The following is an 18,501-nucleotide window of genomic DNA, read 5'->3' on the forward strand; positions in this document are numbered from 1 at the left end:
TCTTTTATTATAAATTATTCGTCGTAGCCAAACTGTCTCAGTTTGTTTTCTTTGCTTCTCCAATCCGGCTCAACCCGCACATGTTGTTCCAAAAACACTTTTTTCCCAAAAAACGCTTCCATATCATGTCTGGCCTGCGTCCCGATTTTTTTCAGCATTTCGCCTTTTTCTCCAATAATGATGCCTTTCTGGCTTTTGCGTTCCACAAGGATTTCCGCGCGGATGACGATCATGTCGTCCCGTTCTTTGAATTCTGTAATTACGACTTCGGAGCTGTATGGAATTTCCTGGCGATAATTAAGGAAGATCTTTTCGCGGATCATTTCAGAAGCAAAGAAACGCTCCGGCTTATCGGTTAGTTCATCTTCGCCAAAATACGGCGGGTGAAATGGTAATCTGGTAATTACGGCATCAAAAAGCGTTGCAATGTTCGCCTGGTGCAATGCAGAAATCGGCACAATGGCGTCCGGCTGGATCGCAGCTTCCCACTCCGCCATTTTAAGATCAACGTGCTCCTGGTCTGATAAATCAATTTTATTCAAAACCAGCACAACCGGTGCATCAGCGCGTTTCAGCAACGGCAGCACTTCATGATCCGCCACTTTCTCTCCTATTTCCGCCACGAACAAAACCACGTCCGCGTCTTCCAATGAGCCTTTTACAAAAGTCATCATTGAATCGTGCAGCTTGTAAGCCGGCTTGATCACGCCGGGCGTATCCGAATAAACCAGCTGAAACGGGATATCTTCATGCTTACCATTCAGAATTCCCATAATGCGGTGCCGTGTGGTCTGGGCTTTCGAGGTAATGATTGACATCCTCTCGCCCACCAGGACGTTCATCAGAGTGGATTTACCAACATTTGGCTTACCAATAATGCTGACGAAACCCGCGCGGTGGTTGCGGAAAGGGATTGCTATTTCTGTCTTGTCTTCCATGTGTTACTTAAAAATCACACAAAAGTACGGTTTTCCGCCCATGAAATTGCTATAAATGATTGTGAAGGAGCATGATTACAAAAAAACAGCATTTATTTTTCTCTAAAAAGTTGCGTTATATTCAAAAATAGTGGTATGTTTGCACTCCAATTCAACAACACCGCGGGATGGAGCAGTTGGTAGCTCGTTGGGCTCATAACCCAAAGGTCGCTGGTTCGAGTCCAGCTCCCGCTACAAGAAAAAGGTCGCAAACGAAAGTTCGCGGCCTTTTTGCGTTTCCGGGCAGTTGCTAGCCCATTGGGGGTCGATCGCGACTATGGAATACTACTCGCCATCATAACCCAAAGGTCGCTGGTTCGAGCGGCGGGCGATCCCGGCCAGCTCCCGCTACAAGAAAAAGGTCGCAAACGAAAGTTCGCGGCCTTTTTGCGTTTCCGGGCAGTTGCTAGCCCATTGGGGGTCGATCGCGACTATGGAATACTACTCGCCATCATAACCCAAAGGTCGCTGGTTCGAGCGGCGGGCGATCCCGGCCAGCTCCCGCTACAAGAAAAAGGTCGCAAACGAAAATTCGCGGCCTTTTTGCGTTTTTGAGTACTGCTAATCCTAGCCCGTTGGGGTCGATCGCGACTCCAAATTTAGCCATTAGCTTAGTCAGCCGAAATAAAAAGAAAGGAATGTCTCGGACACCTCTGGATGACCTGAAAGGCTTGATCTTACATGGAGAGACTCCGCGGCTTTTTAAAAACTAAGGTCCGCGGATACTAGTCGACTGGACCGAGTAGTGCCTGGACGATTGGGAGATTTTACGGTATTAACGGCAGGGATCTGCTGCGCCAATTCGGATCGCCGAGGCGATTGTGATTTTCAGAGTGGGTTTAAGGCTTGGAACCAATGAAACCGTTTTAAAACACGGCTGCTAGTTCCTCAAAACGTGACTCGTCTTTATCCATTATAAATTTATCAGTTCAGTATAATCGCCTTCGCAGTGGGTTTTTTATCTAAAAACTCGTGAACTGATTTGATAATCCCTTCTGCATCTACTCCGCATTCACGGTAGAGTTCATTCGGTTCACCGTGTTCTATAATGCTGTCGGGCACGCCCAGTCTCTTAACCGTTGAAGAATAGCCGTTATCCGCCATAAATTCAATGACAGCACTGCCAAATCCACCTTGTAAACAACCATCTTCAAGTGTAATGACTTTATTATGGCTTCGAAAGACCTCATGTAGCAAGGCCTCATCCAGGGGTTTCGCAAAACGCATGTCATACAATGCAGCCGAAATGCCTTGATGTTCCAATTGCTCGCAGGCTTTTAGTGCGTAATTTCCAAGAGGACCAAATGATAGAATAGCAATGTCTTCCCCACTCTTCAATTTTCTGCCCTTGCCAATCTGGATTTCTTCAAATTGCGTTTTCCAATTCGGCATTACGCCTGCTCCTCTCGGATATCTTATAGTAAACGCTTGCTTTCCCGACTGAAAGGATTCCAGTTGAGCAGTGTACATTAAATTACGGAGCTCTTGCTCGTTCATTGGCGAGGCCACAACCATGTTCGGGATACAGCGCATAAAGGCGATATCATACAGCCCGTGGTGGGTTGGTCCATCTGCTCCTACTAAGCCTGCCCTATCCAGGCAAAAGATTACCGGAAGCTCCTGAATGCACACATCATGTACAACCTGATCATACGCACGTTGCATAAACGTCGAGTAAATGTTGCAATAAACAACCTCACCTCTCGTAGCCATGCCTGCCGAGAATGTTACTGCATGCTGTTCAGCGATACCGACATCAAACGCACGATCAGGCATCACATCCATCATGATGTTCAATGACGAACCAGACGGCATTGCTGGCGTTACACCGACAATCCTTGGATTCTGCTTCGCCAGTTCTACAATCGTATTACCAAACACATCCTGGTATTTCGGCGCTTGTGGCTGATCGTAGACCTTGATCTTAATCTCACCAGTAATCTTATCAAAAACACCGGGAGAATGCCATTTAGTTTGATCTTTTTCAGCTGGACCATAACCTTTTCCTTTAACAGTAAGGCAATGCAATAACTTTGGTCCCGGAATGCTTTTAAGGTCTTTCAGAACCTCAGTAAGGTGGCTGATATCATTGCCGTCAATAGGTCCGAAATATCTTAGGCCTAATGATTCAAAAAGATTGCTTTGCCGAAGAATGGCTGTTTTCATAACCGTTTCGACTTTTGAAACGATCTCTTGAGCGCTCTTTCCGAAATTGCTCATCTTGCCAAGCATATTCCAAACTTCGTCTCTAAACTTATTATATGTCCGCGAAGTGGTAATGTCTGTGAGATATTCTTTAAGTGCGCCCACATTCGGATCAATAGCCATACAGTTATCATTCAAAATGATAAGCAGATTGGAATCGGTTGCGCCAGCGTGGTTCATTCCTTCGAATGCCATCCCTGCGGTCATAGCGCCGTCTCCGATAATGGCTATGTGTTGTCTTTCAAAATTCTTTTCCAATGCCGATGCAACGGCCATCCCCAGTGCCGATGATATGGAGGTAGACGAATGTCCTACGCCAAAAGCATCATAAATGCTTTCACTGCGCCTGGGAAAGCCTGAGAGGCCGCCATAAGTGCGGTTGGAGTGAAAATTATCCCTTCTGCCAGTCAGAATTTTATGACCGTAAGCCTGATGACCTACGTCCCAAACCAACTGATCATCGGGTGTATTGAAAACGTAATGAAGGGCAACGCTTAATTCAACTACGCCCAGACTCGCTCCAAAGTGCCCGCCATAGACGGAGACATTATCAATGATAAACTGACGTAATTCGTTACAAACTTGTGGAAGCTGGGAACTGTCTAACTTGCGTAAGTCCTCAGGAGAGTCAATTTTAGCTAATAATTTCCCAGGTTTTATAAGCATATTCAAGCTTTTGAAATCAAAAATTTTGAGGTAATTAGGCAGACAAAATTACGCAAATAAGCACATTAAGTCTGACTTTATTTTTGCTGGCTTGCTTTGAACAGCTTTTGCTTTTCTTCTCTCGTCAGACTCTCGTAACCGGATTTGGAAATTTTGTCTAAAATAGAATCAATTTCCGTTTGATCAGGCATTTCGATCGTTCCCGAAGACGATGTGGACGAATACACGCTTGTGCTTCTGTAAACCTGTCTCTCGCGGTAAGTGACCTGCATAGAAGGCCGTTTGCGGAACAATCTCGACCAACCATTCATGACTGCATAAAGCGGCTTTCCGAGGTCTGTCCCACTTTGCAACAATTTGATAAATACATACCCAATAAATGCGCCTCCCAAATGCGCAAGGTTACCTCCCGCATTGGGGCCGACAGTCTGAGCAAGGGAAAGGATTATGTAAAAAAGAGCGATAAATTTGATTCGTATCGGTCCAAGAAAAATCAGGTTGAATGTATAGTTAGGAAGTAAGGTAGACGCCCCTACAGCAACAGAAAAAGCTGCTGCCGAAGCCCCGAGCATTCTGGAACCTTCCACGTGGGCCTGGAAATAGGGCAATGCATTGTAAAGAACGATGTAAATTAGTCCGCCTGCTATCCCACCCAGGAAATAAAGCGCTATAACACGCTTGGCACCCAGATATTCATCAATAAGCTTTCCAAACCAATAAAGGAAAAGCATATTGAAAAGGATATGGAAAATGTCATCATGTGTAAAAAAGTATGTGATCAGCGTCCATGGTTTGTATAAAAACTCATTGGTTGCAGCGGGAAGCTGCAATGTATTGATCACCGCGCTGTAAACATTTGACGCTTGGGAAAGGGTCAGAATAATCTTTAACAGCAGTAGCGTCAGGAACACTGCGGTATTAACAAGGATTATCTTTACAAGTGCATTCTCTGATTTGGCGAACTCCCTCTTTACGTCATCAACAATATTGCTCATCTCTTAATAGAAATTTGTTTTTCGCGTGTTCCAGTAACGCAACAATATATATGCAAATAGCATTCCTCCAATGTGCGCGAAATGCGCTACATTATCTGACTGAGCATTCTGAATTCCTGCATATAATTCGTACAAACCGTAAAAAGCAACGAAATATTTGGCCTTAATCGGAAACGGAACAAAAAGGAGAAAAAGCTCAGTATTCGGAAACAATAAACCAAACGCCATTAGGATGCCGAAAATTGCTCCGGAAGCACCCACCAGCGGCGTATTAATCAAACTTTGATAGTAGGTATTTACGAACTCTACACTTTGCTGAATGTAGCCAGAATTTGTCGGATTGCCTTCAAACTTGTTTAAAAAATCAAGGTTGGCTTCGTAAATTCTTTCAGCATGTTTGCTCATGAAATCCACAAGCCCGTCGGGAGTTGGATTTTGAGTAAATATTTCAACAGCCTGTCTGACCTGACTATTTTCAAAATAATCAATTCCCGAAAAAAGGATCCCCGCTCCTATGCCGGTAAAAAAGTAGAAAAATAAAAATTTCTTAGGCCCCCAAACACGCTCCAGCAACGGCCCAAACATGAACAAACCAAACATATTGCTAAACAAATGCCCAAAACTCCCATGCAAAAACATGTAGGTGATAAACTGAAATGGCAAAAATGCAGGTGAAAATACAGACCGTAAAGCAAAGACGCTCGTTAGATTGAAAACGTATAAGTCAACTATAAAAAAGAGTATATTAAGAATCAGTAAGTTCCTGACAGTAGGCGTAATGGATAACATATTTTGTGTTTAATCAAGATTTATTCAATAACTGTTCACCCCGTATTTTTGTTCGTTAAGCTTTAAATATGCTGGTAAGTTTATCCATCGTCAACAAAACAATGATCGCCTCACCACTTGGCGTTCTGTTGGGGTCCGTAGAAGCGAAAAGCTGATCGATTAATGTGTGGATTTCAACATAAGACAGCTTTACCGCATAACGGACAGAAAAGCGCCTCGCCAGTGAGCGGGAAAGGCTTTCGGGCTTATTCAGTTTAAGGTCGGAATAGCTTTGCTTAAGTTGCTCAATGAGCTCTTCAAAAAGATCCTGCTCGCTTTCCTCCGGCAAGTCGGCCGGGATTCCGCGAATGATCAGCTCGTTCGATCCAAACTCGTCAAATTCAAATCCCAGGCTTCTGATCTCCTTTTTAGTCTCATTGACCAATTGCATATCCGAATGTGTCAACCGGATTGTTTTGGGAAAAAGCAACTGCTGACACGCCCCGTTCCGGTTCGTAAGCATCTTACGATATCGTTCGTAGAGAATCCTTTCATAGGCCGCCTTCTGGTCAATCAGCATAATTCCATCCTTTACCTGCGACAGAATGTATCGGTTATGGAGTTGAAAAAGGACCGCGTCGCTTTCCGGCGCCGAGATCACTTCGGAAGCCATTCTGTTGACTTTGCTTGCAATAGTTTTGGGCTGCTCCTGAAATGAAGGCCTGGACACTGTGGTCGCATTAATTTCAAATGCAGCCAATTCCCGATTCCGGTCTTCTGTATTTTGTAATCCTTCGAATAGTTTATTCCAGTTGGTCAGATTCGACCTCGACTGTCCGCCGTCACCTTTTTTAGATTGTGCTGCCCAGTCAGGCATCACAGTTCGTGGGATCAGGTTATGATTTTGATCTGAGGCTGTTGGATTCAGAAAATTAATGTTGTCATCAAAATCAATGGACTGCGAAAGGTTATATACGCCCACAGCCTTTTTTACTGCCGCCATTACAATCGCATATACAGACCTTTCATCATCAAACTTGATTTCCGTTTTTGTTGGATGAATATTTATATCAATATGCGAAGGATCAATCTCAATAAAAAGCACATAGAACGGATGGCTTCCTTCGGGGATTGTGCCATCAAATGCGCTGATCACGGCATGGTGCATATAGCTATGCTTGATATAGCGATCATTCACAAAGAAAAACTGCTCCCCTCTCGTCTTCCTGGCGAATTCGGGTTTCCCGATATAACCCCTTACACTGATGTAGGATGTATCTTCCTGGCAAAAAGCAAGTTGCTCCCGGTAACTCTTGCCGTAAATGTCAACAATCCGCCGCACCAGTTTGCCGGGTTGCAGATTAAAAACCTCCGTATCATTATGATGTAATGTAAAGCCGACCTGCGGATGCGCCAGCGCAACCCTTTGAAACTCGTCCAGAACATGACGCATTTCAACGGAATTGGATTTTAAAAAATTTCTTCTCGCAGGAACATTGAAAAACAGGTTTTTAACCGACAAATTCGTTCCTTTTAAACAAGCCACAGGTTCCTGTGCTTTTATCTCAGAACCATCGATGCGGATCATGGTGCCCAGCTCGTCAAACTCCTGACGTGTCCGCAACTCCACCTGCGCGATAGCCGCAATGGAAGCTAGCGCCTCGCCGCGGAAACCCATTGTGCGGATGCGAAAAAGATCTTCCGACTGCCGAATTTTGGAAGTTGCATGTCTTTCAAAGCTCATTCGGGCATCTGTTTCAGACATTCCCGAGCCGTCATCTATAATCTGAATGAGCGTCCTCCCTGCCTCTTTCAAAATAACCTGAACATGGTTCGCCTTCGCATCAATGGCATTTTCCATAAGCTCTTTCACCACCGATGCGGGTCGCTGAACAACCTCGCCGGCAGCAATTTGATTGGCTATGGAATCTGGTAATAATTGTATGATGTCGGAAGACGGCATATCGGATTTTTGATTTATTTAACTATAACAAATAAACAAAAATTTTTTCAGAGCGGGGTCAATTTCGACGGGTAGCAACCTTCCTGCGCTTGCTTTTACTTATAATCCCAATAGAATAATTACATTCTATATAAAAATTTTCTACATTAGGAGAACGTTTTTTGCGAATTACTTTGTTGGGAATAAATAAAATCTTTATCTTCGGATATCAAACTCCTATGTTAATAACCTGAACCTGATATGAAAACGCCAATTTCAAAACGATTTAATTTTACGATGGCATTGCAGTGGCTTATATTTTTGCCAATAATTCTGCCGCTCTGCATAATCTTCGGCGCCATTGAAGGCGTTGTCAAAATGGTTGAGAAAATGGCTCAGCGCATGTGGATAGATATGGAATTGTAAAACCAAAAGACATATAAAAGTAAAAGCCCGATGTGATACACCGGGCTTTTACTTTTTATCTTAAAACCTTAGAATTTCCATCTCACAAAAGCTTCCATCGCTTCGTATTCGGCCAAACCGAGTTCGTCGTACAAATGAGCCGTTGCGCGGTTGCGCTCTTCGGCCCGCTGCCAGAATTCCCGCGAATCTTCTCCCTGGAACACAACACCGTCTTTTTGCGACTGATGCTTGAAAATTCCCTGACGCTTCTTCAAAACCTGATCAGGGCTCATCGGAACGGCCATTTCAATTTCATAAATATCCCATTCAGCCCATGCTCCGCGGTATAACCATACCCAGCAATCCTTCATGAAATTCTTGTGCTTCGAGCGCTGTAATGCTGCCTCAATGGCATCCCAGCAAACCTTATGCGTTCCGTGCGGATCAGCGAAGTCGCCTGCTGCATAGATTTGGTGCGGTTTAATTTCTTCAATCAGATTTTCAATGATCTTAATGTCTTCTTCCCCGATAGGCTTTTTCTGAACAGTTCCTGTTTCATAGAAAGGCATGTTGAGGAAATGCGCCTGGCTGGTAGGAATGCCTACGAAACGGCAAGTCGCTTTCGCCTCACCCTGACGAAGCAATCCTTTCACTTTCCTGATCTCAGGTGTATCAATCTCACTGTCTTTGGTATGTTTCAAAAACTCTTTCGCATCCAAGAACAGCTGGTTTGCTTCCGGGCTTTGTATACCAAATCCTTTATTAAAGTCAACAACGAAGTCGATAAAACGCAATGCTTCATCATCCGCAACGGCAATGTTGCCGGAAGTCTGGTAAGCCACATGCACTTCATGTCCCTGATCCACCAGGCGCTGGAAGGTTCCACCCATTGAAATAATGTCATCATCCGGGTGCGGGCTGAAAATCAACACGCGTTTCTTAGAAGGCTGCGCTCTTTCGGGACGGTGCGTATCGTCTGCATTCGGTTTTCCGCCGGGCCATCCTGTAATGGTATGTTGTAGTTGATTAAATACATTGATATTGATCTCATAGCCGGAACCATATTGGGCCAGCAAATCGCTCATACCATTGTCATTGTAATCCTTATCAGTCAATTTAAGAATAGGCTTGTTCAGCGAACTCGACAAATGTGTGATCGCCTTTTTGATCATTTTATTATCCCAAACCACTGAATCAACCGCCCAAGGCGTTTTAATGCGGGTCAATTCAGAAGCAGCGCTCTCGTCCACAACGAAGGAAACGTCGGGATGCGCCTGTAAATACGATGCAGGGTTTAGCTCTGTAACAGGCCCTTCTACTGCGCCGCGGATCACCGAAGCTTTTCTCTCGCCCCAAGCCAGGAGCACAATGCGGCGTGCATTCAAAATCGGCGCAACACCCAATGTGATCGCTTTACGGGGCACATTATGCAAGCCGCCAAACTCCATCCCCGCCGCAACGCGCGTGGAATGATCGAGCGTGATTAATCTTGTGCGGGAATTGATCAGTGATCCCGGTTCATTAAACCCAATGTGTCCATTTCCCCCCGATTCCCAAAAGTTGGAAATCCAGGCCGCCAACGGCATTTATTTTGTTTTCGTAAGAAGTGCAGTAATCACGCAGCAGTGCGGGAGGAACAGTGCCATCCGGGACGAAATAATTCTCTTTCGCAATGTCTACATGATCGAACAGCTGCTCTTTCATGAACCGGTGATAGCTGTAAATCGACTCCGGTTCCATTTGGTAATATTCATCCAGGTTGAATGAAATCACATTTTTAAAACTCAAACCTTCTTCCTTGTGCATGCGCACGAGGATTGCATAAACCGTTTTTGGTGAAGATCCTGTGCTAAGCCCAATACACATTTCTTTCCCTCTTTTTGCTTCTGGCGGATCAAATCAGCGATTTCCTTTGCCACTGCATTGGAAGCCTCTTTGGAGTCGGCGAATATTTGAGTTGGTATTTTTTCGTAAGTGATTGGCTGGCCAATCGTCCCGGGCGTACCTTTCCCGTTGCTGGAAGCTTGCATCAAAATTGTTTGTGGATTCACCGTTTGCTGGCTCATATTGCTACTGGAATTGTTTTATAAGAGTTTATGGATAGTTCAAGGGTAGGATATTATCGGCAAAAATACAACTCAAAACGAATATTATTAAAAAAATTTAAAAATAACTTTTTCAGAAAATATACGCTATTAAATCAGATTTGGGCTAGTCCGCGCAATTCATCCGCATGCAAGCAACGTCAGCAGGGAGAAAGTACAGATGATCTTTTCATTCCAAAATAATTGATTGTATTTTTGTACTTCAATCTACGAAACATCACACCATTTCCCCTATACTACCCATGTCTACACTCACAAGCGTTGAACGTGACACCACCATTTTTGATCTTATTAACAAAGAAAAACACCGTCAGGAATCTGGCATCGAGCTGATCGCGTCAGAAAACTTTACGTCCAGGCAGGTTATGGAAGCGGCTGGGAGCGTTTTGACCAACAAATATGCAGAAGGATTGCCAGGCAAGCGTTATTACGGAGGATGTGAAGTTGTAGATGAGATCGAGCAAATTGCAATTGACCGTTTGAAAGAGCTTTTCGGAGCGACATGGGCAAACGTTCAGCCACATTCGGGTGCACAGGCCAACACGGCAGTGTTCCTTGCTTGCCTGAACCCAGGCGATAAAATAATGGGTTTCAATCTGGCGCACGGTGGTCACCTGACGCACGGCTCGCCAGTTAACATTTCAGGAAAATATTTTCAGCCTATATTTTACGGAGTAGAGGCAGAAACAGGATTAATAGATTGGGACAAAGTGGAGGAAACCGCTGTGAGAGAGCGTCCAAAACTTTTGATCTGCGGCGCTTCCGCTTACAGCCGTGACTGGGATTATGAGCGCCTGCGTGCCATTGCTGATCAGGTAGGAGCATTATTAATGGCTGATATCGCTCACCCCGCTGGCTTAATTGCCAAAGGTTTGCTGAACGATCCGTTCGATCATTGCCACATTGTAACAACCACAACGCACAAGACCCTTCGCGGGCCTCGCGGGGGTGTGATCATGATGCGTAATGATTTTGAAAATCCTTTTGGCATTAAAACACCCAAAGGCCAGCTGCGCACCATGTCATCGCTTTTGGATTCCGGCGTTTTCCCGGGAACACAAGGCGGACCATTGGAGCACATTATTGCTGCCAAGGCAATCGCATTTGGTGAAGCACTGACGGAAGGTTACTATAACTACGCAGTTCAGGTAAAAAAGAATGCGCAGGCAATGGCCAAAGCATTTGTAGACAAAGGTTACGGCATTATTTCCGGAGGAACAGATAACCACCTAATGCTCATCGACCTTCGTACGAAGAATGGCCAAAATCCAGGTTTGACGGGTAAACTGGCTGAAAATACATTGATCAAGGCAGACATTACGATCAATAAGAATATGGTGCCTTTCGATGACAAATCACCAATGATCACTTCCGGTATCCGGGTTGGAACCGCAGCTGTTACTACGCGGGGAATGGTTGAGTCGGATATGGAGCGCATCGTCGAATTTATTGATACTGTGCTGGTTAACCATGATCAGGATGCGAAGATTGCGGGAGTGAAAAGTGAGATCAACAACTGGATGAAACAGTTTCCTTTGTATATCTGATATTCAGTATTTTAAATAGCGACAGCGCATCGATTCTCCGGTGCGCTGTTTTTTTGTTTATTCCGGTATTTTTTAGCAATAAAATTTCGTTTACTTTTCATAACTTTGCACTCCAAAATCGAATTAATTGATATGAGCAAGAAAAACACGGACGAATCCGGGCTTGAAATTATTGAAACTCCGGAAGCATTAGCTGGCCAGATCAATAAAGCGGAGGTTTTTTTTATTAAGAATCGCAAGATAGTTTTAGGTGTCGTAGGAGCGATTGTATTAGCTGTTGCTGCTTTTGCCGGATATCGCTTTTACATTGACGGACAAGAAGGAACAGCTCAGGACGCGCTTGCAAGTGTTGTTTACGATTTTGAAGCCGATTCATTACAGAAAGCATTAAACGGAAGCGGCGGTAACGAAGGACTTTTATCTATCGCAGATTCTTATAAAGGCACTGATGCAAGTAATCTTGCTAATTTTTACGCCGGAGTTGCATTATTGAAGCAAGGAAAATATGATGACGCAATCAGTCATCTGCAATCATTCAGCTCATCCGATCTTTTGATCCACGCGCGTGCACAATCATTGATTGGCGACGCATATCTTGAAAAAAATCAACCTGCTGAGGCAATCTCGCATTATAAAAAGGCTGCGGACTACGAGAAAAACGAGTATTTCACACCGGTTTATTTGATGAAATTAGCCATCGCACAAGAAAAAGCAAACCAGCCCGCTGACGCTGTGTCCACATATAAACGTGTTATCGACGAGTTTCCTCTTTCCTCGGAAGTGGTTAACGCGAAGAAATACATGGGTGTTTTAGAGGGACAGGTCGGCAAATAATGGTTAACCATTACTGTTTCTGAAAAGGATAAAGCCGACAAAGGTTTTATCCTTTTTTATTTGCCCAATTAATCATTTCACATTATCCTCTGATTTCAATTATGTCAAGTGCTGATAAAAATTTAAGTGTTTTCAAAACGGACGGGTTGCCGGACATTAGCTCAAAAAAATTCGCAATCGTGGTGGCCGAATGGAATACCGAGGTCACGGAAAAACTCTTTGAAGGCGCATACCAAACTTTACTCAACTACGGATCTTCACCGGAAAACATTGAAAGAGGAAATGTGCCGGGAAGTTTCGAGCTCACCCTCGGCGCACAATGGTTTGCCGAACGCCGCGACATTGATGCAGTAATCGCATTAGGTGTGGTGATCCAGGGCGAAACCAAGCACAATGATTATATCAATCACGCTGTCGCACAAGGCATTACCAATGTTAGTCTGAAAACGGGAAAACCCATAATCTTCGGTGTCCTAACCCCCAATACGATGGAACAAGCAATGGACCGTGCAGGTGGTATACACGGAAACAAAGGCGACGAAGCTGCCATGACCGCCATCAAAATGCTCGGTCTTTGGCACCAAATAGCCATAGCACAATCCTAACCAGAAACATTAACAATCGTTATACCGGGCGACCGGAATACCTAGAACGAACCTGATTCCAAATTCAGTCATTCACTCATTCAGTCATTCACTCATTCACTCATTCAAAATTAACAATCCACTAATTATGCAAGTCTGGAAATTTGGCGGGACTTCGGTAGGAAGACCGGAACGCATGCATTCAATCCGGGAACTTCTCAACGGCGATCCCAATCGCAAAATCGTTGTTTTGTCTGCGCTATCTGGTTCAACCAATGCGCTCATCGCGATTGGCGAAGCTGCGAAAACTTATGACGATGCAAAGGCGAATTCGCTTACAGAAGATTTGAAGGCACATTATCTGCTTTTTATAAAGGAGTTGTATGCAACAGAAGAAGGGCTTGAAGAAGGAAAGAACATTGTTGAGACAGAATTCGGCTTTATCAAATCACTGATCGGCATCAAACCTTTCACCATTAAGCAGGAAAAAGAACTCGTTGCAGAAGGGGAAATCCTGAGCACCAAAATGTTCCAGGCGTATCTGGAAGAAAAAGGGGAAAACTCCGTGTTGCTTCCAGCCTTGGATTTCATGCGTATTGATGCAGACGGCGAACCGGAACTTGCTACAATTGAAGATAAATTGGTGACAATTTTAAATCAATATACAGATAAACAGACGATCATTACGCAAGGTTTCATTTGCAGAAACCCGCGTGAAGAGGTTGATAACCTGAAAAGAGGAGGGTCTGATTATACAGCTTCTCTGATCGGCGGCGCTATCCGTGCAGATGAAATCCAGATTTGGACAGACATTGACGGAATGCATAATAATGATCCGCGCATTGTAAAAAGAACATTTCCAATTCGCGAGCTGACTTTTGAAGAGGCAGCAGAACTGGCTTATTTCGGTGCCAAAATTTTGCACCCGAGCACAATCACGCCAGCCAAACTTCGCGGTGTTCCGGTAAGGTTGAAAAACACAATGCAGCCGGAAGCTCCGGGTACATTGATCGCTAACCAAACTTCCGATCGCGACATTAAGGCGATTGCCGCAAAAGACAACATTACCGCCATTTACATACATTCGACCCGTATGCTGAATGCTTACGGCTTCCTTCGTAGGGTGTTTGAAATTTTTGAAAAATACAAAACGCCGGTTGATATGATTACAACTTCCGAAGTATCGGTTTCTGTGACGATCGACAATTCGGAAAACCTAGAACAGATCAGCGCTGAGCTTCGCGAGTTCGCTGATTTAGAAGAGCATGACCGCGATCAGAACATTATCTGCATAGTTGGAAATTTCAGTGCAGATAAAGAAGGAATCGCGCTGAAAGTGCTGGACGCAATGAAAAACATTCCTATACGAATGATTTCGTATGGCGCATCCGAACATAACTTATCGTTGCTCATTCATTCAAAATATAAGGCCGAAGCATTGAATGTGCTGAATGAGCGCCTGTTTTATTACGAAGATGCAATGAAAGACATTTTTACAGCTCCATAATATGTTACAAACGAATTTTATCCGCGATAACAGAGACTTTACCATCGCCGGATTGACAAAAAAGCATTTCAAAGGCGCAGCGGAAGTCGTAGACCAGGTCATTGAGCTCGATAAGAAGCGCAGGGAGTTGCAGCAGGATCTGGACGATGTTCTGGCCCAATCTAATGCAAAAGCCAAAGAAATCGGTGGATTGATGAAAGCTGGCCAGACGGCGGAAGCTGAGGCGGCGAAAGTGGAAACGGCGGTGTTAAAGGAGCGTTCCAGGGCACTCGATGAAGCACACAAGGACATGGAAGCAAGGCTGCATCAAGAGCTCGTAAAGCTGCCTAATTTGCCGCACGAAAGCGTTCCGGAAGGAAGAACAGCCGAGGATAATGTGACCGTGCTGGAAGCGGGCGACAAACCCGTTTTACCAAAAGGTGCTTTGCCTCATTGGGAATTGATTGAAAAGCTTGGCAAAAATCAGGCGCCTATTATTGATTTCAAATTAGGAAACAAAATTTCAGGTGCTGGATTTCCGGTTTACAAGGGGAAAGCGGCCAGGCTTCAAAGGGCAATGATCGCATTTTTCCTGGATGAAGCCGGAAAAGCGGGTTACACAGAAGTGCAGCCACCGATCGTAGTCAATGCGGATTCAGGCTTTGCTACGGGACAATTGCCTGACAAAGAAGGCCAAATGTATCATGACGCACAGGATGACCTTTATCTGATTCCTACTGCGGAGGTTCCGGTTACCAATTTGTATCGGGACGTAATTGTTGCCGAAAGCGACTTGCCTGTTAAAAATGTAGCTTACACGCCCTGCTTTCGGCGCGAGGCAGGAAGCTGGGGCGCACACGTCCGGGGATTGAACCGTTTGCACCAGTTTGATAAAGTGGAAATTGTACAGATCAATAAGGCTGAGGATTCTTACAAGGCCTTGGATGAAATGGTGGAGCATGTAAAAAGTCTTCTTGGAAAACTGGAACTCCCCTACCGAATACTACGCCTTTGCGGAGGCGATATGGGCTTTACATCGGCTCTTACTTACGATTTCGAAGTCTGGTCTGCAGGGCAGGAGCGCTGGCTGGAATGCAGCTCGGTTTCCAATTTTGAAACTTACCAGGCAAACAGATTAAAATTGAGATATAAAACAGCCGATAAGAAAACGCAGTTGCTGCATACATTGAATGGCTCTGCGCTTGCATTGCCGCGTATTGTGGCTGCATTGCTGGAAAACAATCAGCAGGCGGATGGAACGGTTAAAGTTCCTGCGATATTGATTCCCTACTGTGGTTTTGATATTATAGAATAAAGGTTTCAGACCTCACCAATGCAATGCCCTCGTTGATAGCGAGGGCATTTTTTGTTTTTAAGAACGAGAATTATGCGCTTGAAAAAGAATCTTATGACCTGGAAGGAAACAAGGCAGCATCCTTTTTTGGAAATGCCAGCCAGACGAAATAGGCCGTTAGCAAAACGATAGTAACCTGCATGGAGTAATCTACAAACAATTCCAAAGAGGCAAACGTGTCAAACGGGGTCATATAGCAAGGCATTCCAAGCCGCCACCATAACGATGGGTGAACAACACACAGCACATTAAAAATCAATAGCAATGCAACCTGAAGATTGTTTTTCCAGTCAATAACATAAAACACCAGAGGGATCAGAAACAGAAAAATGTAATTGCTGTAAGCGCTTTGCTGAACGATCATCATCGTGGCGTAGAGCACAATCCAGACACGGGATAACATCACCCTGAAATCGGCTTTTTGGAGCCTTAATGCTGCCAGACAAGCCAACCCAACAGAAATCACAAGCCCTATCCAGTTCCAGAATTTTTCGCCAACACCGATGTGATTGAAAAACCATGGGTTAATGATGGAAGGAATGTTAGGAGCACGCAAGGTTTTGGCTTCGTCCAATGGTTGTGTAAACTCCCAACCTACCAGTGGATAAAGGATAGCAAGGGAGATCACGCCTACAATGGCCATGGGAATGACTAACTTTAACTTGTGTTTTTCAAGAAGAAACAAAGGCACCAGAATGAGCACGAAAATCGCTTTGGTCATGAGCAATCCCAGCGCCAAAATCAAGGCATACCATTCCACACGCAGTGTGCGCTCGCGGACGAGATAAGCCAGGATCACAAAAAGCCACATCCAGACATCTTCCTGCGCGCCAACGATGCAGAGAACCAATCCGCCCGGTAAAAGAAGATACAGCAGCGACTTGAACAGGAAAATTCCCCGCGATTGGAAAGGCCGGAAGAAATGATAAGACGCCCAAAGCGCCGTACCGTCCATGATCGCCATTACCAAAACAATCATTTTGGGGTGATACCAGAATTTCAGGAATGCCCCTAAAAAATAGGGATAAAGCGGAGAGTAAGGCGACCAGAAATCACGGTAAACAACCTGTCCTAATGAAGCTTTACTGCCTTCATCCCAGAAACCGTTTACGTCGGAAGTGGGTTCGAGTCCGGCTATGAGATAAATCAGAATAAATGGAGCTAGTCGGAAAAGGGCCCAGCCGATGGCCAACGTTACACGAACAGGCTTATTTTCCAGCCAGGAAGTGAGCACATTCCGTTTGAAAAGAACAATTCCAGCTAATAATACACAAATAAGGCTGATGCCCAGTTTTGCCAGGACTATGCTCATGCCGTTATCAGTTTTTCAGAAACTACTTTACGGTAAGTTTCTCGCAAGATCCAGAAAAAGCAAAGCACATTGAGGATTTGCAGGCAATATTCAAACAAGTAGGAAAGGTTGCTGAACATTCCCAGGGAAGTATAAGCGGGTTGTTTGATATAAACCCAAACAAATGGCTGCACGACCGTAAGCCAGTTTACAGCCAGCAAAACTACAACGTGGAATGTCTTGCGGACATCAATGATCTCAAAAAGAACCGCCATTAAGTAGGCAATCAGATAAGCGCCCATGGCACTTGCTTGGAATATCATCATACAAACAAAACAAGCAATGAAAATGCCCGGAAGCACCTCATTAATGTGCTTATGACGCGCTTTGTACGCCATAAACGCCGGAACAAAAACCGTGAAAAGTAGTCCGATCCAATTGATTAATGTAGATTTCTTTTCATTAACCGTAAAAACAAGCTCTACAAACGGCCTGGTAATCGAAAACAGATTAGGCGTCATTAGTTGCTCGGTATGCTGAATCGGCATTAAAAACAGATCGCCGATCTGCCAGTACAGGAAGCCAACCGCAGGCAATCCAACGGCGGCCATTACCAAAAGCATCTTGATCGGTTTCTTTACCACGACCAGAAGTGCCGGTAATAAGAAAATAAAGGTTACCTTGATGGTCAGGAGCGCCAGCGCATACAGCAGCCCGATCCCTAATTCGTAATCAACAGGTTTTTTAAGCGTAAAGCGCCAAATGATCAGTGCGGCGCCCCAGAACCAGACTTCTTCCTGTCCATCCACAAGAATGTACATAAACCCGGCAGGAAGCATATAATAAATCACTGCAAGTTGTAGCGCGTTGGTTATCCGGCTTTTATAAGTGCTGTAAGTAAGCCAGAGAATAAAGCTTTCCATTAAAACCATAAATAGCACGATGGCGCGGGAATTGTGCCATATCCAAACCGGGAGACTGATAATATAGGCATAGAGCGGCGCATGGTAAGACCAAAAGTCGCGATACACAAAGCCGCCACGCTTCGCGGCTTCCGCCTTGTAAAAGAAGAATGGTATATCCCCTCGTGGATCCTCATTGATGATCAGGAAAATGCCTATCCACGGAATAAGCCTGAGTAGCACAAAAGCAAGCCCTAAAATCAGCTTTTCATTCTCTTTCTGCCATTTAGCGAAGAGTCCTGATTTACTGATCGTCCAGATTATCCCAAACGTCAGCAAAAGGTTGATAAGGAGTTTTATATAAAAAACAGTAAGAACGGGCATTTTTAGCAGCAAAGTGAAAGCGCAAACTTAAAACAAGTTTTTATGAAAGTGCGCAG

13 protein-coding genes, 1 tRNA gene and 1 pseudogene are annotated in these 18,501 nt (G+C 44.6%); 7 read left to right on the forward strand and 8 right to left on the reverse strand.

The genetic code is table 11. From position 1 onward, the window contains the following. Positions 1–14 precede the first annotated feature (14 nt). Entirely contained in the window at positions 15–938 is a 924-nt protein-coding gene (era, locus tag MUK70_RS23250) for a GTPase Era (protein ID WP_234603533.1), read from the reverse strand. Between the two features lie 161 nt (positions 939–1,099). On the opposite strand from era, the gene MUK70_RS23255 reads away from it, so the two are divergent. Further along, positions 1,100–1,172: transfer RNA gene (locus tag MUK70_RS23255), tRNA-Met, on the forward strand. Between the two features lie 729 nt (positions 1,173–1,901). Here the strand turns inward: MUK70_RS23255 and dxs are convergent. The 4 genes from dxs to mutL all read right to left on the reverse strand — a co-directional run bounded on the left by dxs (position 1,902) and on the right by mutL (position 7,574). Beyond that, positions 1,902–3,848, reverse strand: a complete 1,947-nt coding sequence (gene dxs / locus MUK70_RS23260; RefSeq protein WP_234655330.1) for a 1-deoxy-D-xylulose-5-phosphate synthase — start codon at positions 3,846–3,848, stop codon at positions 1,902–1,904. Between the two features lie 77 nt (positions 3,849–3,925). Continuing rightward, positions 3,926–4,843, reverse strand: a complete 918-nt coding sequence (locus tag MUK70_RS23265) for a rhomboid family intramembrane serine protease (protein ID WP_234603536.1) — start codon at positions 4,841–4,843, stop codon at positions 3,926–3,928. A 3-nt stretch (positions 4,844–4,846) separates the two neighbouring features. Further along, a complete protein-coding gene (locus MUK70_RS23270) occupies positions 4,847–5,632 on the reverse strand; it encodes a rhomboid family intramembrane serine protease (RefSeq protein WP_234603537.1) in 786 nt (261 codons plus the stop codon). A 55-nt stretch (positions 5,633–5,687) separates the two neighbouring features. Next, entirely contained in the window at positions 5,688–7,574 is a 1,887-nt protein-coding gene (gene mutL / locus MUK70_RS23275; protein WP_234603538.1) for a DNA mismatch repair endonuclease MutL, read from the reverse strand. 240 nt (positions 7,575–7,814) lie between these two features. On the opposite strand from mutL, the gene MUK70_RS23280 reads away from it, so the two are divergent. Beyond that, the gene (locus tag MUK70_RS23280; protein ID WP_234603539.1) at positions 7,815–7,979 is read left to right on the forward strand and encodes a hypothetical protein; all 165 of its coding nucleotides are present in this window, start codon (positions 7,815–7,817) and stop codon (positions 7,977–7,979) included. Between the two features lie 68 nt (positions 7,980–8,047). Here MUK70_RS23280 and nagB read toward each other — a convergent pair. Next, a pseudogene (gene nagB / locus MUK70_RS23285) lies at positions 8,048–9,988 on the reverse strand (glucosamine-6-phosphate deaminase). A 317-nt stretch (positions 9,989–10,305) separates the two neighbouring features. On the opposite strand from nagB, the gene glyA reads away from it, so the two are divergent. The 5 genes from glyA (at position 10,306) to serS (ending at position 15,829) form a co-directional block, all read left to right on the forward strand. After that, entirely contained in the window at positions 10,306–11,610 is a 1,305-nt protein-coding gene (gene glyA / locus MUK70_RS23290) for a serine hydroxymethyltransferase (protein ID WP_234655331.1), read from the forward strand. Between the two features lie 132 nt (positions 11,611–11,742). Continuing rightward, the gene (locus MUK70_RS23295; RefSeq protein ID WP_234603542.1) at positions 11,743–12,444 is read left to right on the forward strand and encodes a tetratricopeptide repeat protein; all 702 of its coding nucleotides are present in this window, start codon (positions 11,743–11,745) and stop codon (positions 12,442–12,444) included. A gap of 101 nt (positions 12,445–12,545) precedes the next feature. After that, on the forward strand, positions 12,546–13,049 hold the full coding sequence (gene ribH, locus MUK70_RS23300; RefSeq protein WP_234603544.1) for a 6,7-dimethyl-8-ribityllumazine synthase: 504 nt from the start codon (positions 12,546–12,548) through the stop codon (positions 13,047–13,049). A 127-nt stretch (positions 13,050–13,176) separates the two neighbouring features. After that, positions 13,177–14,535, forward strand: a complete 1,359-nt coding sequence (locus tag MUK70_RS23305; protein WP_234655332.1) for an aspartate kinase — start codon at positions 13,177–13,179, stop codon at positions 14,533–14,535. Position 14,536: 1 nt separating this feature from the next. Then, complete coding sequence (gene serS, locus MUK70_RS23310) at positions 14,537–15,829, forward strand: serine--tRNA ligase (protein WP_234655333.1); 1,293 nt, start codon at positions 14,537–14,539, stop codon at positions 15,827–15,829. 91 nt (positions 15,830–15,920) lie between these two features. Here the strand turns inward: serS and MUK70_RS23315 are convergent, their stop codons facing one another. Both MUK70_RS23315 and MUK70_RS23320 read right to left on the reverse strand, forming a co-directional pair. Then, entirely contained in the window at positions 15,921–17,180 is a 1,260-nt protein-coding gene (locus tag MUK70_RS23315; RefSeq protein WP_234655334.1) for a hypothetical protein, read from the reverse strand. Then, positions 17,177–18,445 (reverse strand): hypothetical protein, encoded by a 1,269-nt coding sequence (locus MUK70_RS23320; protein ID WP_234655335.1) that lies wholly within the window; start codon positions 18,443–18,445, stop codon positions 17,177–17,179. The genes MUK70_RS23315 and MUK70_RS23320 overlap by 4 nt, the downstream gene beginning before the upstream one ends. Positions 18,446–18,501 lie beyond the last annotated feature (56 nt).

The organism is Dyadobacter chenwenxiniae (genome assembly GCF_022869785.1).
GTDB classification, from domain to species: domain Bacteria; phylum Bacteroidota; class Bacteroidia; order Cytophagales; family Spirosomataceae; genus Dyadobacter; species Dyadobacter chenwenxiniae.

What these genes read in the sequence shown, in the direction of transcription:
- MUK70_RS23270 (WP_234603537.1), bottom strand. Translation starts at nt 5,632, where the DNA reads ATGTTATCCATTACGCCTACTGTCAGGAACTTACTGATTCTTAATATA.
- serS (WP_234655333.1), top strand. Translation starts at nt 14,537, where the DNA reads ATGTTACAAACGAATTTTATCCGCGATAACAGAGACTTTACCATCGCC.
- MUK70_RS23295 (WP_234603542.1), top strand. Translation starts at nt 11,743, where the DNA reads ATGAGCAAGAAAAACACGGACGAATCCGGGCTTGAAATTATTGAAACT.
- mutL (WP_234603538.1), bottom strand. Translation starts at nt 7,574, where the DNA reads ATGCCGTCTTCCGACATCATACAATTATTACCAGATTCCATAGCCAAT.
- MUK70_RS23305 (WP_234655332.1), top strand. Translation starts at nt 13,177, where the DNA reads ATGCAAGTCTGGAAATTTGGCGGGACTTCGGTAGGAAGACCGGAACGC.
- MUK70_RS23320 (WP_234655335.1), bottom strand. Translation starts at nt 18,445, where the DNA reads ATGCCCGTTCTTACTGTTTTTTATATAAAACTCCTTATCAACCTTTTG.
- era (WP_234603533.1), bottom strand. Translation starts at nt 938, where the DNA reads ATGGAAGACAAGACAGAAATAGCAATCCCTTTCCGCAACCACCGCGCG.
- MUK70_RS23315 (WP_234655334.1), bottom strand. Translation starts at nt 17,180, where the DNA reads ATGAGCATAGTCCTGGCAAAACTGGGCATCAGCCTTATTTGTGTATTA.
- MUK70_RS23265 (WP_234603536.1), bottom strand. Translation starts at nt 4,843, where the DNA reads ATGAGCAATATTGTTGATGACGTAAAGAGGGAGTTCGCCAAATCAGAG.
- dxs (WP_234655330.1), bottom strand. Translation starts at nt 3,848, where the DNA reads ATGCTTATAAAACCTGGGAAATTATTAGCTAAAATTGACTCTCCTGAG.
- glyA (WP_234655331.1), top strand. Translation starts at nt 10,306, where the DNA reads ATGTCTACACTCACAAGCGTTGAACGTGACACCACCATTTTTGATCTT.
- ribH (WP_234603544.1), top strand. Translation starts at nt 12,546, where the DNA reads ATGTCAAGTGCTGATAAAAATTTAAGTGTTTTCAAAACGGACGGGTTG.
- MUK70_RS23280 (WP_234603539.1), top strand. Translation starts at nt 7,815, where the DNA reads ATGAAAACGCCAATTTCAAAACGATTTAATTTTACGATGGCATTGCAG.